A 14,136-nucleotide genomic window follows, 5' to 3' on the forward strand; every position below is an offset into this window, starting at 1 on the left:
CTATGTGCAGTCGCTAAACTTATCAGCTCAGGCTTTTGACTCTGGCTGGCACATAGCCGCCTTCTTTTGTTCAAAAGTCTGAAACTTTAAAACTGATAAGTTTAGCATCTACTATTATACCTTATTTGGTATAAAAAATAAATGGCTTATGTCATTATAACGGTTACATTGAAAATATTTTTATCAATCCGTTATTTGTAGATAGTACTGCAAATCCTCTCCTTTCCAATTATCAAGCACGTAATCGTGATACTCAGTCCAAAGGTCGGAGTATGGCTTGCTCAGAGTATTGTTCCGCTCGTGGTAATACCAGCACCTATGATTAAGCACCATCGAGAGCTCGGTACCGTATACACGATCGTCACCCCACTCCTGCCTAGCCCTCTCATAAGTATCTTTAACCGCCCCAAATCCGAACTTATCGGCAATAGTGAAGTCCTGCCAGAAAGTAGTCTGACACTCGTAGTCTAAGAGTCGCACCTAAAAACCTCCATAAAATTATTTATCGAGTCGAAGTTATCTTCTATTGCCGACTTGTATTCGGAATAATGACGGATCGTGTCCGCGTAATCTTTCGCACTCAGTCCAGCCTCAATCATCGCAAGCCTTGCTTCCATAATCATGTTATACTTACCGCTTCTACGCACTAGTTCGTAGCGATAGAAGTTTTGGCAAATATCGGGCTGAAGTAGTTTCATATCACCTCGCAACTACTAGAAGTCCTAGTCCATAAATGCTCAACTATTTCACCATCAGCCCAAAGCCTACGCTCTAGTCTGGCGAGGTAATTCATCCTGTCTTCGAGATTTGGAAACTGTAGGTCATCGACAATCTCGAAGTGATATTCGCCATCTGTACCGAGATATTTCATGGTGGTGATGGATTTTGGCATTCTCATAATTAAACAAAAATTTTGCTCCTAAATACGAGAAAAATAAAGCCCTTTTTGATGATTTTAACGAAAAATGCCTGTGGCATATTTTGAACGAGTTTTTGGCAGTTTTATCGTCAGAACACACAACTTGTCGGCTTGGGAGTTAGAACGTCCGCAATCGTCATCACAGAGCCTCTGGCGAGATGTTTTTTCTCTGGGATTATGGTATAATATAAGAAATGGAACCGGATGAATTCAAATATGAAATGACATGCCTATTGTTCGCCCTTAGGGAGTTTCTGCCGCCGAAGGACTATGGACATCATTTTGATTTTTCTTCCATGTTTATGACCAAGGGTCCATATCCGAGTTCGTCTTCGGCACAAAAGAAGCCTCTTTACGAGTATGTAGAGCCGAGCCAAATAACAAAATTATTAGAAATATTGCAATACAAATATAGATGTTTTGGCTTCTGCGAAAAAACCTATTTTGAAACACCTGAAAAGGTTCTCAAAGCAGCCTTCAAACAAAAGAAGCTAAGCGAATATGAAAGTGAAGCCGAATTAACATCTATTGTTAGGAAACTATCAGAACAGAAAAGGTATCCGCTTGTATTTTCGGAACAATCTAAGGAATGCCTCGATGATGTTTTTAAAGAGTATACTTCGTCTAAAACAAGCGACAATTCGTTTTTTGTATTACATATAAAAGAAAGAAAAGGCAACCCAATCTTATGCATCAACAATACCCCAATACGCAAGTTCCAAGCCAATTCTTATTCGTATAAGATGATGAAATTAGCCTTGGGATTACCAAATGGTTCGCTCGTGCCCGTAAAAGACGCATTGAATATCAATAGAGGTGACAGGGGTTGTTCTCAAGACTTATCGGATGTTTTCAAAGAACCAGTCTTAAAATCTGTATTTGCAAGAGAAATCACCTGCTCGGATTTCAGGATATATCATAAGGTAATCCTCCGGAGCTTTGGATAAAGTCGGATAGTGTGTATTTATTGTTCTTTTTGATAGCTTCGTTTCTTTGATAACCTGCCTTGTTGTTATTCTTCCCCGATGAGCGTTAATTAGTTTAAATATGGCTCTTTGTATTATGCGCTCATTTCTTCGGCATGTTTGATTACGCCGAGAATATTTCTTTGGTTTTCTCGGAGTGCTCATTGATATTAGTTTATCATAAAAATTACGCTTAACAACAAAAAGGTTGCGGTGTCAGAAGATTGAAGATTCTAGTTATACAAAACTCGACACCGCAAGGGACGTAATAACAGATAAATTAATGCAATTATTTCCTACATTAATTGATTATTACACTACCATTATATCATTTACTGAATTTTAAAGCACAAAATTTTCTGAAAATGTTACTTACCTCTTGCAGCTGTTTATACTTTGACTGTTTTACCAAAATATGATAATATATAAATAAGGTCAGCGGCGACCCTGTTATTTAATAATTTCATAGCTAAAATGCTAATTAGGGCGGGATATGGATTGATTATTCAGTTTGTTTCTCGCCCCATATTGGTTACCCCGCGATTTTACCATTCCTAACACATTTCAAAATGCGTTAGGATAATACAATCAGGGGGTGCACCTTAATGCAAAAGAAGTATCGTCTTACGAAAGAAACCATTAATGCAGATGGACATACTCTCCATCGGATTGAGGCTTTGATAGATATTCCTGAATGGGGTGTTAAAGTCGGCGATCTTGGCGGATGGATAGAGAAAAAGAGAAATCTCTCACATTACGGAACAGCTTGGGTTGCTTATGAAGCATGGGTTTACGGTAATGCTGAGGTTTACGGAGATGCCCAAGTTTCCGGAGAGGCTCGTGTTTGCGGTTATGCTCGTATTTACGGCAACGCAGTAGTCTACGGAAACAGCTATGTCTACGACTACGCTTGGGTATATGGTAACGCTAGAGTATACGGAACTGCACATATTGCCGGTAAAGCTCAAATCTATGGTAATGCCAAAGTCTTTGATAAAGCATTGGTTTATGATAAAGCGATTGTCTACGGAGCTTCTAGGGTTTATGGAACCACTTGGGTTCACGAAGATGCTATCGTTTATGGTAAAGCTCGTGTTTACGGTAAGGCATGGGTATATGGCAGTGCTGAGATTTTTGGCACGGCGCGAGCATTTGGCGATGTCCGTATATCCAATAACGCAAAAATATCCTGCGGTGAACATTCACACGGTAGGCGACAATGATACTTTTCAAAACCACCCGGGGCTATTATGCTCCGGGTTAAATCGTTTAATCGGTTATACTATGATATTATTAATATAGGCAGTGCATCAACAAAAATTGAAAATACTCTTGGTCAAACACATATTTCGGTGCACTGCCAAATGACTTAACTTAAAATTCAAATTTGAAAATAATTGCACCAAAAAACACAAATAATGGTGCAAGCAATCACATTTAAATATGTATTTAATTGCCCGTTCAAAATAATGGTGCAAGTAAATATGATATTTTACTACAAAACAATTATATAAAAAAGAAAACCCCCGATAAATCAGGGGTTTTCCTTACGCCATCTCGTACTCCTAGGTGACGTTTCAATATGGCTGGGGTGGTAGGACTCGAACCCACGGATGGCGGGACCAGAACCCGCTGCCTTACCACTTGGCGACACCCCAAGCTTTTTATATTTTACCATAAAATTTTAAATAATGCTATAATGAACCTATTATGGCAAAAAAGAAAAATGTTTTTACCAAAAAAGAACTCGATACACTTTCGGCAGAAGAAATAATTGATAAGATTCAGCACGAAAATTACTCCCTATTGACCACTCTAGGCGCGGAGAACTTGCGTAAAGAAATGGTAAAAGTTGGGAAAATTTGTAACGCTGCGGCGAATTATTTTATTAATTCTACGGGGCCGAAGAACAATCACGATAAACATATGAAGGCGGCTCACAAGAAAATCGTACATCTGCTTAAGAAATTTGCTCCTGGTGATTATAGTGGTGCCCCGCGGAATATAAAAAATGGTTTAGTGATAGGTTTTAACCACCCTTCGCTAGGCGAAATTATGCGATTAGCAATGATGAAGTTCGACATTATGGGCGACAAACCAATGTATTTTCCGGTCAATCTACCCTGGTACGAGGCTTTAGCCCCCAATTATGAGCGCTTAAAAGATCTTGGTATCATCATTACGCCAACCATTACTCCTGCCACTTGGCAAAAAATTGGCCTCAAAGAAGGAACTAAGTTGTACGACAATGCTACTCGCATTAAAAAGGAATTCCGTGAAATGTACACGAACTTGTCCCGCGAAGCAATGAAAAATGGTGGTGTGATTTTTGTGGCACCTTCAGCCACGCGGCAGGCAACAGTTTTCAAAAATAAAGACATCTATGACAAAAAAGAAGATATTATTCCGACAATGTCTGTACTGGCCTTAAAATTGTATTCTGATCCTGAAGTAAAATGTGATTTCTTGCCGTTGGCAATATTGCCGCCTATAGGTTACAAACGAGGGCTAAATTTTCATAAAAAGTACCGCTTAATCCCAGGTGAGATTATGACGGCGGATGAAATTCGCAAAAAATACTTCAAGACCAAAAATCCGGAGCGCCTAGATGGATTTGACTGGGATTTCCATATGCGGATTGCGGAGAAATTACCAAAAGAGTTTTGGTATTAGTGTGATATAATCATGAGTAGTATGGACGATGGGCAGTATTTTTATCATCCGTTAGAAAATATTGAAGATGTAGAGCTTTTTTATGAAGCGGTAGAGCGGAATCACCTAACCAAGGCTATCTCGCCGGAGCGACCTTACACTTATTGGACAATAGAATTATACGATCAAAAAAATGGTATTCGGGGCGGTGGTGGATTGGGGGTGCTAGCAGCCGACACTCGCCGTGTAGCCGAAAAGATGAACATACCTTTTGCACTGATTACACCGTTTTATCCATATGAAACCCACCAGACGATAGACGGTGACGCGGTGCGAGATAACCATGTACCAGTGGACTATAAGGATTTTGGTTTTAAGTTTATCGATACAGTAAATGTAAAGTGTTGTGACAACTTATGCAGACTAGATGTTATAGAGAAAAGATTCAAAAACACACGCATCATCGCGATAACGGAGCCGAATTTCGGCGAGCTTTATTCTGGTATGAGCGGATCAGATCATCGGTTGTACCAAGAAGTTGCGTTGGGATTTGGTGGTTATGCAGCACTAAAACTTTTGGGTTTGAAGCCCGCTATCATGCAGTTAAATGAAGTGGCTACTTTTTTTGCCGCTCTGGCAAGATTAGACGAATTGGCGCGCAATGGAATGGATTTTTACGAAGCAGTGGTCTATACGCGAAAACATACCCTGTATACAAATCATACTCTGGTGCAGGCGGCTGAAGCGGAGTTTAGCCAAGAACAGTTTGAGCGGTTTGTGTTTCCGAATTTAAAATCGTTGGCCGTTAAAAAGTGGCTAGCCGATAAGTTTACAGATGGACGCATTAAGTTATCTTCTGTGACTATTGAAATTGCCGAGCTTAGAAGTGGAGTTTCCAAGCTCCATGCTAGGGTGGCTAATTATAGAGATATTGCCGGAAATAAAGTAAAGTTTAAGGCAGTGACTAATGGCATAGACATGGATACTTGGGCATTGCCGGAGATTATGGAATTTTATCGTAGTTTTGGGATTTTGGACGAATATAACATGCCATCTGGAGATTATGCTGAAAAAATAGAGAATTTGAGCAGCGGTGAAATCCGAGACCTAAAAAAGGCTGGGCGCAAAGTACTAAATGATATTTTGAAAGAGCGGCCAGACCACAATGGCAGGGTTTTGGAGTTTGGTAATGATGATTTTATTTTCGACTTCAAGCGAAGATTCGTGGATTACAAGCGGCCAGAATTGCCATTCCGCGACCCGGTAAGGTTGCGCAATATCTTGGAAAGACACAATGCGCATTACGTCATTGCTGGGCGTGTGCACGCTGGCGACAAGACGATGAGAGAGAAGCTAAGGAAGTTGCTAGACGTAGTGTCGACGGATGATTATTTACGTGGCCATGTGCATTATATTCCAGATTATGACGAAAAATTAGCTTATGGATTATCAGTCGGTTCTAATGCTGCAATCAATGTGCCAATTGTGGGCTTAGAGGCTTGCGGCACATCTTGGATGAAAGACGTGGCAAACTTGAATTTCTTAATTTCTACTCACGATGGTGGTGTAGCAGATGCTTCAGCCAATTCATATCTTAACGTGTCCGGAGTCGACGAAGAAGAGGAATTGGATATGCTGTACCAGCGGATGGAAGAGGCTCTGATTGCTAGTGAAAACGATTTTGACTTGGAATATATTTTGCAACAGCAACTGAAGGCGTATTTGCCAGTGATTTCTGGTAGTAGAATGCTAAAAGATTACCTTGACTATTTGTTCCCAGCGTAGTATACTATTGACAAGTCTGGTGTCAGACTTTTTTTAATAAAAGGAGTAGGATGGCTAAAATTACAAGAATTAAGGCAAGTGACGGTCCTTCTAAAAAGGAAGAGGCGGACGAGCCGGCAATTACTCGCAAAAAAGTCATTGTGAAAGACAAAAAATCTGAAAAAGCTAAAAGAAAAGACAAAAAAGCTGCCGAGAAGAGAGTAACGACAGAGAAGAGAACCAATAAGAACCCGTTCATATTGTTCCGGCCGTTTGTATATCTAGGGAGATATATCCGCGATTCATGGAGAGAACTTCGCCAAGTACGTTGGCCAAATCGCAAAGCAACTTGGAAAATGGTATTGGCGGTATTGGTTTATACAGCGATCTTTGTGATTTTCATTTCGCTTCTTGATTTGTTCTTTACTTGGTTATTTAATTTAATTTTAGGATAAGGAGATAAAATGGCAGTAAACAGATACGATGATACCCGTGCATGGTACGCAATTTCTACCTACTCTGGCTACGAGGATAAGGTAGCAGATTCTATAAACCAGCGCACTAACACAGTAGAAATGGCAAACAAGATTTTTGAAGCAATAGTACCAAAAGAAAAGCAAATTGAGATTAAAAACGGCAAGCGCAAAATCGTAGATCGTAAAATTTTGCAGGGCTATGTGTTAGTAGACATGAAATTATCGGATGAAACGTGGTATATCATCCGTAATACCCCTGGCGTAACTGGGTTCATCGGCACTGGCACGCAACCAACTCCGGTATCTGAAAAAGAAATCGCTAAGATTAAGAAGCGAATGGGCGTAGAAGATCCGAAGTTCTCGGTGAAATATGAAGTGGGTGAAGTAGTATCGATTACCGATGGTCCTTTCAAGGGCTTTGATGGGTCAATTTCTGAAATTGACGCCGCTAAGGGTAAGCTAAAGGTGATGGTTTCAATGTTTGGCCGTGAAACGCCAGTGGAGCTAGATGCATTGCAGGTAAAGCAATTAAACTAAGTTTATACAGGGCAAGCGAAAAGACCGCCGGGGGCGGTCTTTTTTAGTATTTATCTGTCTTTGGCGGACGAGGCTGCGTCAAGGTCAGCGATGACCTGGCTAATCTCGCTGTCGGTGTCAATATGAATTTCACCAGCATCGAGTAGTAATTCATCGATTTCTTTGAGATATCTTCTCGCGTGGCCGATCCCAGTTTCAAGGATGGAATCAACATCTTTTTCTCCAGTCTGACGAATCTCAATCTTCTTGTTCGTCTCATCAATGCCGTTGCTGAGGAGAATTGCAATTACGATAATAACGAAAATTATTATATGGTAATTTGTTATTATGCTTGCATGGATAGCGTAAATAAACGCACCTAGCAGTACAATACTCAACCAGAAGCCTGTTCCGAAAGAATTCCAGATCCAGCCCGAACGGGGTCGCATCTTTTTGCGGTCGCGTCGCTCTCTTTCTCCGATGGCAATATCGCGAATCAGATTCCGGCGTAGCTCGTGTAGCTTATCGACAGATATGTTAATGTACTTGTCCACTGTGCCATTTTTCATGACCTACCAGCTCCTTTCGTGGACTTTACCTTATCTTTATTGAATCATCTTTTCTGGTTTTTGTCAAGACTAAACTATTGACAAAGGCGCTAAATAGGGGTAGAATAGAGAAGTTACATATTGCTTCTAAACTATCAACTTTAATAAGGATATTGCGATGGCAGAGAAAAAGGTTATCGGTAATTTGAAACTACGCATCCCGGCAGGGCGCGCTACAGCAGGGCCTCCGGTAGGTTCTACCTTGGGCCAGTGGGGCCTTAATATGATGGATTTCATCAATCCATTCAATGAAAAAACTAAGGACTTGATGGGGAAGAATGTGATTGTACACATTCGAGTGTTTGAAGACCGCACGTTTGACTGGAAGAGTCTAGGCCAGCCAGTAGATGACCTAATTCGCGAAGCGATTAAGATTGAAAAAGGCAGTGGTAGGCCAAACGTAGATAAGGTTGGTAAAATTACCAAAGCTCAGCTCCAAGAGATCGCCGAGAAGAAGATGGATCAATTGAACGCAGTAGATATCGAGGGCGCAATTAAGATTGTGGCCGGTACGGCACGCTCGATGGGCGTAGAAGTTGTAGACTAATTTGTCTCTAAGAAATCCACTCCTGATACAGGGGTGGATTTTTGTAGGTTGATTTTTAGTGGTTTTATGTTAGAATGTTACTGCGCGCGTCAGCACGTACATTAAATTTTGTCATTGGGGGGAATGACTATGAAAGAAAAAATCGGAATTGTTGTAGCGGTAGAGCCTGAAGTGATGCAGTTCTTCGAGGTCTTCGGAGCGCCTACATACCATTTCGGTGAAGGCCACGGATATGAAGTGTGGGCGTGGAACAAATATCCGGCCGAAGTCTATCTCATAGAGAGTGGATACGGAGAAATCGCCGCGGCTGCTGCCACCCAATGTCTTATTGATAGATGCAATGTCTATAAGATTATCAATTACGGCGTGGTCGGCGGGTTGCATGAAGGACTTTCGGCACAAGTGGTTGGGACGGTAAGAAAGATCGTACATTACGGTTTTGATCTATCCGTCGGTAAAAAATATCCGGTAGGAAGATACCCAAACCAGAAAGATTTATTCCTTTCGCCCAAGGCAGATGCCCTGCCGCAGGCGTGTTTTGACGAACTTCCGGAATTTGTTTGCGCTTCCGCAGATAAATTCGTGGGGCCCGGAAAGCCAAAGCGGAAGCTTAGAGAAGAGTTTGGGGCCGACGTCTGCGAGATGGAAGCCGCTGCAATCGTGATCACTTGCAACAAGAACAATGTTCCATGCAGTTTTATTAAGGCCGTATCGGACGGTGTAAATGAAGGCGAGGAAGCTTTTGAACAAAATGTCACGAGTGCTGCTAAGGCCTGCGTCGAAGTAATTGCACGTTGTATCCTTTAAGGTCGCGAAAGCGGCCTTTTTGCTTACACATATTGACAGAAGTCTAAAGTGTGCTATAACGGCAGGATATGGGCTTTTGAGCCCGTTTTTTTGCCAAAAGAGCATTTATGTGTTAAAATAAAGTTGTAGGTTAGAGTTTCTGGGGACTGTTATTGTAAGTAAATTCTACTTAAGTATCTTAAAAAGGAGGTGATTAAGATTTTATGACTGTTGAAGATTTAAATAGTTTTTTTGGACTGAAATTCTCTGGGGTAAAATGCCCCGGCTGCGGGAACTTCATTGAATTTAATAATGGAGAAAAACTTGGAGATTTGTTTAGCGATTCTGTCTATCTTGACATATATTGCAACGACTGTGGCTGTGCTATGGAATTTAATGGCTACGGGTTATTAAACGAATTTTCTTGTCAAATCTACATACCAAGTAAAGATCGGTGGGGGGTTAATGCAACAGAATCAGTTGGAAAGATATCTCTTACCGATTTAAATCTAAATTACGAAGCGGAAGAGCTACGGTTCTCGCCGAGGGCCGAGAGTCTTGTACACGATGATCTACCTTCATATTTTGAAGACCATTCAGACATTGATTGGTATTCGGATATGGCTGATTTCGACGTAGTGTTTAAGATTCCTAATCTCGAGGCGTTCTGTGTCTTTAAACCCGCACAAAACGAATCGAAAACCGAAGATAGTACCCAAGAAACGCCTAAATCTATGAGCCAAACAAATAATGAAAGGACGTGTGTCAATTTGAAAAACAAGATTAATCTGTTCGGGACCACTATGGAGTTCGGGCCAAATAACGACTCGAACTTGGTTTGTACTATGCTCGGCGTAGCCGTAAAAACAGATGACGGCAGTCTGCATGTCTATGACAAGAAGAAGATCATCAACACCGGCGACATGAAGCTCGGCGATTTCCCGATTTTCTTGATGCCTGACACCAAGGTAAAAGTCGGCGAAATGATCAAGCGAGACGACGGCAAATACTGCTTCGTCGAGGAGGTCTGCGCCGATGGGCGTATCAAGGCGATCGCACCGAAAGAGAGCGAAGTTCGTACTCTAGTGCCCGTCGAAAATCTGCTGGGCTGGAAGCTGTATACCAAGGTGGTCTGCCTACTGGACAGCTTTACCGGCGATAACGGAGTCAAAGGATTATTCGGCGACGGCGACGGAATCGGCAAAATGCTGATGGTGGCCGGCCATGATGTCTGGAGAATTTTCGAATAATCCGACGCGAAACGACACGGTACAAAACAATACATATTTTGAAGAGGGTGTAAAACCGCTGGAGGACGACCTCCCTTTTGATATGCAAAGCCTGATGCCGTTCCTGTTGCTCTCTGAGAGTGGGCTATTCGGCGAAGGGCTTAACTTTTCCGGAGAAAGTACCCCGTTCAAATCAGATTTCAGGCAGCTATTGCTGCTCTCGTCTATGATGAATCCTGCAGGCGAAGGTCTCAATTTTCTCGGCGGCGGTAGCAGCCCTCTGGGTCTGCTGCTTATGATGAAGATCATGTCAAAAGACAGAGAACAGACCGCAGACGCCGATTCGACGACAGGTGGAGAGCACGGATGCGACTCCGGCAAGGGGATTCAGTTGTTGAATCCCAGTGGATCAGCAGCCGAAGAGCACAAAGAAGAGCCTGGGGAAAGCCCCGGGAACGACTCTGACGAGACATAAAATCCATCACGCCTTTATTTACCCCTCTTCAAGAGGGGCTTTTTCTTGCAAAAATGAAGATTTTTTGATATAATATGGGAAGTTAATTTAACCGTGGGAGGAGAGAATCCGCTAGCACCACAGAAAGGGAAATATGGCCGAAGAAGAGGCTAAAAACTTAGATAATACCGAAGCTACAGAGGTAGTGGAGGAAGTCGTAGAGACAACCGAGCCAGAGACTTTTGCGAAATCTGGTAAGAAATCCAAAAAACATATCGAAGAAGTAAAAGCCGAAGAAGAGCGCCAAGCTCGCAAGGCTGAACGCAAGGCTGCTGAAGTCGTAGAAAAACCAAAGGGTGCTATTCCGGTAACTCGTCCTAAAATCGAGCGCCGTGGCAAAAAATACCAAGAAGCTGCTAAGCTAATTGAAAAAGGTAAGAATTACACTTTGAAAGAGGCTGTCGATCTAGCTATTAAGTCTAGCCCTGTAAAGTTTGATGCTAGCGTAGAAGTTCATGCACGTCTCGGCGTAGACCCACGCCAGGCTGATCAAAATATTCGTACCACCATGGTACTACCAAATGGCAACGGTAAAACTATACGCGTAGCCGTATTTGCGCCAGCTGATATCTGCAAGGGTGCGAAAGCTGCCGGTGCCGATATTGCCGAAGATGAAGAATTCTTGAAACAACTAGAAAAGGGTACGATTGATTTTGACGTGTTAATTTCTACTCCACAATATATGCCAAAGCTTGGTAAATTTGCGCGCCTACTTGGCCCTAAGGGCTTGATGCCAAACCCGAAGGCCGGCACCGTAACTATGGATGTAGAGAAAGCTGTAAAAGAAGCTAAGGCTGGCAAGGTAGAATACCGTGTAGACAAGCAGGCGATTGTGCACATTGGTGTAGGTAAAGTTTCGTTTGGTGCAGATAAACTAATCGAGAACGCAAATGCTTTCTTTGATTCTCTAAAGGCACAGAAACCAGCGTCGCTTAAGGGTACTTATGTAAAGTCAGTATTTATTACTACGACTATGGGCCCCTCTATCGCAATCGAAAACCTATACAACTAAGATTTAGGAAATAGCCCTGCGGGGCTATTTTTTTGTGGTATACTAAAAATATGAATTTAGACTTTAGCAATTTGGGCACACCAGAAATGATAATTATGGCGGCAGCAGGGCTAGCGCTACTGTTTTTTGGCTATCGCATTAAGAAAATTGCATTCTTTATTATTTGGTTTATTTTAGGCTACAATTTAATGACGTTTTTGATGCCGACGGTTAATAATTTAGTGCCGCAGATTGCTGAGAGCAACTTGTATCAAATGCTACTGCCGATTGGTGGTGGGTTACTTTTGGCGCTACTTGGGTTTTCCATTGAAAAGCTTTGTGTAGGCGGCATATGTTTTGCACTAATAATGGTAATAACGGTGCGGTATTTTGGTGCGGAAATGCAAACTTTAGCGATAGGCGGGGTGATCGGCGTAATAGCAGCTGGCGCAGCAGTAATGATGATGAAACCAGCCACCATTATCGCTACCGCTACGGCTGGGGCTTATGCATTGACTTTGGCGATCCTTACACTGTTTCCGGATATTAGCAAAGAAACTTATTACTTTATTATCCTAGGTGGGCTGGATGCGATCGGCTCGGTATTTCAGTTTCTTACGGCTAAACGCATCATGTAACCCCTTAAGCTTGACTTTTTTGCATAAGTGTGCTATAATAAGGCTGGATCCTGCGAAAGGGTTACACTAGAGACTAAATGTCTCGCACCTTAAGGAGTTGAGCTACTTTGAAAAGTTATTTTAAAAAGCATTATAGGTTTTTTTGCCATATTAGCTGCCTTGATTGGTTGCAATCTGTGCACATCCGGTTTAACGATTTTCGTTATAACTGGCGAAATCGTTGGACATAGCGCTCCGCTGTACGTAATCATAGGATATGCCCTTGGTATTATCTTTTGGGCATCAAATGTTATTTTCATCTATTTGAGAGAAAAGGACATTAGAATTCCAGATTCTATAACAATCTTAGATTTTATGATATTCGTGGCTTATTTGGTAATAATGTCTATCTATTGTTTTTCTTAGCACAGCAGTTTAGCTTAGCCGCCTTTATATGGCGGCTTTTTCCTGTAGTTATTTTCCACCAAAAATCACCCCATGGGGGGTGATTTTTTATAACAAATTAGCTAACCTTGTAAATTACGCGAGTTCTACGGTCGCGCCAGCTTCTTCAAGAGCTTTCTTCATCGCTTCAGCGTCCGCCTTAGCAACTTTTTCCTTGACGGTAGCAGGAGCACCATCAACGATAGCCTTAGCCTCACCGAGGCCAAGCCCAGTAGCTTCCTTTACAGCCTTGATGACTGCAATCTTTTGTGCGCCAGCATCTTTCAAGACAACGTCGTATTCAGACTTGCCTTCATCAGCGCCAGCGTCACCAGCACCACCAGCCGCCACAGCTACAGCTGCTACAGGCTCGATGCCGTATTCGTCTTTTAGCAAAGTTTTGAGTTCGTTAACCTCAAGCACGGTCATATTGACCAACTCTTCGGCCAACTTTTTGATATCAGTAGCCATAAATTTCCTTTCTGATTAATATTAAGCGGTTGCTTCTTCTTTAGCTTCTTCGACTGGTTTTTCTTCAGCTTTTGGTTCTTCTGCAGGCTTTTCCTCGGTTTCGGTTTTTTCTTCAGCCGGTTTAGTTTCGATAGTTTCTGGCTTGTTTTCAAGCGCAGAAACTACACCGTTGATGCCGGACAAAAGCGTATCCACCACCTGAGCGATAAGTTCGTTCTTGGTAGGTAGACTCCCAAGCGTAGTAACTTCTTCTTTGGAAAGAGCAGCACCTTCGCCGTTGAAACCACCAACGAGTTCCATCTTGGCATGAGTTTTCGCGAATTTCGTGAGAACTTTTGCCGCGTCGAAATCTTCGTCAGTACCAAGCGCGTAAAGCAATTGTCCGGTCAGGCCAGAAGCGTCGGTGTCTTTGTAGGCAGCGATTTCTTTCATCGCAACTTTTACCAAACGGTTCTTTACAACCTTGATTTTAATATTTGCTTCACGAGCCATTTTGCGGAGCTCTTGCAATTCTGCTACGGTAAGGCCTTCGTACTTGGCGTAGACCACCATTTTAGAGTTGGAAAGAAGCTCGGTAAGATCAGCAACCAATGTAGTCTTTTTATCTTTTGAAATTGCCATAAAAAGTTCCTTGGTT

18 protein-coding genes, 1 tRNA gene and 1 other annotated feature (1 of these 20 only partly in view) are annotated in these 14,136 nt (G+C 42.2%); of the genes, 13 read left to right on the plus strand and 6 right to left on the minus strand.

Annotated elements, in window-relative coordinates; genetic code table 11:
• The first annotated feature begins 318 nt into the window (after window positions 1–318).
• Window positions 319–471, plus strand: coding sequence for a hypothetical protein (locus G3RUM_RS03815; protein WP_164998350.1), 153 nt, complete (start codon window positions 319–321; stop codon window positions 469–471).
• On the opposite strand, the gene G3RUM_RS02880 is transcribed toward G3RUM_RS03815, so the two are convergent.
• A complete protein-coding gene (locus G3RUM_RS02880; protein WP_129735192.1) occupies window positions 468–698 on the minus strand; it encodes a hypothetical protein in 231 nt (76 codons plus the stop codon). The two genes, G3RUM_RS03815 and G3RUM_RS02880, sit on opposite strands and share 4 nt — an antisense overlap.
• Window positions 695–892, minus strand: coding sequence for a hypothetical protein (locus G3RUM_RS02885; RefSeq protein ID WP_129735194.1), 198 nt, complete (start codon window positions 890–892; stop codon window positions 695–697). Before G3RUM_RS02885 ends, G3RUM_RS02880 begins: the two co-directional genes overlap by 4 nt.
• A 221-nt stretch (window positions 893–1,113) precedes the next feature.
• On the opposite strand from G3RUM_RS02885, the gene G3RUM_RS02890 reads away from it, so the two are divergent.
• A complete protein-coding gene (locus G3RUM_RS02890) occupies window positions 1,114–1,866 on the plus strand; it encodes a hypothetical protein (RefSeq protein ID WP_129735196.1) in 753 nt (250 codons plus the stop codon).
• 623 nt (window positions 1,867–2,489) lie between these two features.
• Window positions 2,490–3,107, plus strand: coding sequence for a hypothetical protein (locus G3RUM_RS02895; protein WP_129735198.1), 618 nt, complete (start codon window positions 2,490–2,492; stop codon window positions 3,105–3,107).
• 360 nt (window positions 3,108–3,467) lie between these two features.
• Here the strand turns inward: G3RUM_RS02895 and G3RUM_RS02900 are convergent.
• Window positions 3,468–3,542: transfer RNA gene (locus G3RUM_RS02900), tRNA-Gln, on the minus strand.
• A gap of 52 nt (window positions 3,543–3,594) precedes the next feature.
• Here G3RUM_RS02900 and G3RUM_RS02905 point away from each other — a divergent pair.
• The 4 genes from G3RUM_RS02905 to nusG are packed head-to-tail and all read left to right on the plus strand — an operon-like array spanning window position 3,595 to window position 7,313.
• On the plus strand, window positions 3,595–4,557 hold the full coding sequence (locus G3RUM_RS02905; RefSeq protein ID WP_129735200.1) for a hypothetical protein: 963 nt from the start codon (window positions 3,595–3,597) through the stop codon (window positions 4,555–4,557).
• Window positions 4,558–4,578: 21 nt separating this feature from the next.
• Window positions 4,579–6,321 (plus strand): glycogen/starch/alpha-glucan phosphorylase, encoded by a 1,743-nt coding sequence (locus G3RUM_RS02910; protein ID WP_164998351.1) that lies wholly within the window; start codon window positions 4,579–4,581, stop codon window positions 6,319–6,321.
• A gap of 50 nt (window positions 6,322–6,371) precedes the next feature.
• On the plus strand, window positions 6,372–6,755 hold the full coding sequence (gene secE / locus G3RUM_RS02915; RefSeq protein WP_129735204.1) for a preprotein translocase subunit SecE: 384 nt from the start codon (window positions 6,372–6,374) through the stop codon (window positions 6,753–6,755).
• Between the two features lie 9 nt (window positions 6,756–6,764).
• Window positions 6,765–7,313, plus strand: a complete 549-nt coding sequence (gene nusG / locus G3RUM_RS02920; protein ID WP_129735206.1) for a transcription termination/antitermination protein NusG — start codon at window positions 6,765–6,767, stop codon at window positions 7,311–7,313.
• Between the two features lie 50 nt (window positions 7,314–7,363).
• On the opposite strand, the gene G3RUM_RS02925 is transcribed toward nusG, so the two are convergent.
• Window positions 7,364–7,861 (minus strand): hypothetical protein, encoded by a 498-nt coding sequence (locus G3RUM_RS02925; protein WP_129735208.1) that lies wholly within the window; start codon window positions 7,859–7,861, stop codon window positions 7,364–7,366.
• Window positions 7,862–8,018: 157 nt separating this feature from the next.
• Between G3RUM_RS02925 and rplK the strand changes: the two genes are divergently transcribed.
• From rplK to G3RUM_RS02955, 6 genes are all read left to right on the plus strand, one after another.
• Window positions 8,019–8,447: a 50S ribosomal protein L11 gene (gene rplK / locus G3RUM_RS02930; protein ID WP_129735210.1), complete on the plus strand. Its 429-nt coding sequence runs from the start codon at window positions 8,019–8,021 to the stop codon at window positions 8,445–8,447.
• A gap of 129 nt (window positions 8,448–8,576) precedes the next feature.
• Complete coding sequence (locus tag G3RUM_RS02935; protein WP_164998352.1) at window positions 8,577–9,254, plus strand: 5'-methylthioadenosine/S-adenosylhomocysteine nucleosidase; 678 nt, start codon at window positions 8,577–8,579, stop codon at window positions 9,252–9,254.
• Window positions 9,255–9,457: 203 nt separating this feature from the next.
• On the plus strand, window positions 9,458–10,483 hold the full coding sequence (locus G3RUM_RS02940) for a hypothetical protein (protein WP_129735214.1): 1,026 nt from the start codon (window positions 9,458–9,460) through the stop codon (window positions 10,481–10,483).
• Window positions 10,458–10,937: a hypothetical protein gene (locus G3RUM_RS02945; RefSeq protein ID WP_129735216.1), complete on the plus strand. Its 480-nt coding sequence runs from the start codon at window positions 10,458–10,460 to the stop codon at window positions 10,935–10,937. The genes G3RUM_RS02940 and G3RUM_RS02945 overlap by 26 nt, the downstream gene beginning before the upstream one ends.
• A 133-nt stretch (window positions 10,938–11,070) precedes the next feature.
• The gene (gene rplA, locus G3RUM_RS02950; protein WP_338140562.1) at window positions 11,071–11,988 is read left to right on the plus strand and encodes a 50S ribosomal protein L1; all 918 of its coding nucleotides are present in this window, start codon (window positions 11,071–11,073) and stop codon (window positions 11,986–11,988) included.
• A 50-nt stretch (window positions 11,989–12,038) separates the two neighbouring features.
• Window positions 12,039–12,605, plus strand: a complete 567-nt coding sequence (locus G3RUM_RS02955) for a TM7S3/TM198-like domain-containing protein (protein WP_129735218.1) — start codon at window positions 12,039–12,041, stop codon at window positions 12,603–12,605.
• A 519-nt stretch (window positions 12,606–13,124) separates the two neighbouring features.
• Here the strand turns inward: G3RUM_RS02955 and rplL are convergent.
• A complete protein-coding gene (rplL, locus tag G3RUM_RS02960; protein WP_129735220.1) occupies window positions 13,125–13,499 on the minus strand; it encodes a 50S ribosomal protein L7/L12 in 375 nt (124 codons plus the stop codon).
• A 21-nt stretch (window positions 13,500–13,520) separates the two neighbouring features.
• Window positions 13,521–14,120: a 50S ribosomal protein L10 gene (rplJ, locus tag G3RUM_RS02965; protein WP_129735222.1), complete on the minus strand. Its 600-nt coding sequence runs from the start codon at window positions 14,118–14,120 to the stop codon at window positions 13,521–13,523.
• Window positions 14,121–14,135: 15 nt separating this feature from the next.
• Window position 14,136: a sequence feature (ribosomal protein L10 leader region), on the minus strand (it continues 127 nt past the right edge of the window).

This window comes from Candidatus Nanosyncoccus alces, from assembly GCF_004138395.1.
GTDB lineage: Bacteria > Patescibacteriota > Saccharimonadia > Saccharimonadales > Saccharimonadaceae > Nanosyncoccus > Nanosyncoccus alces.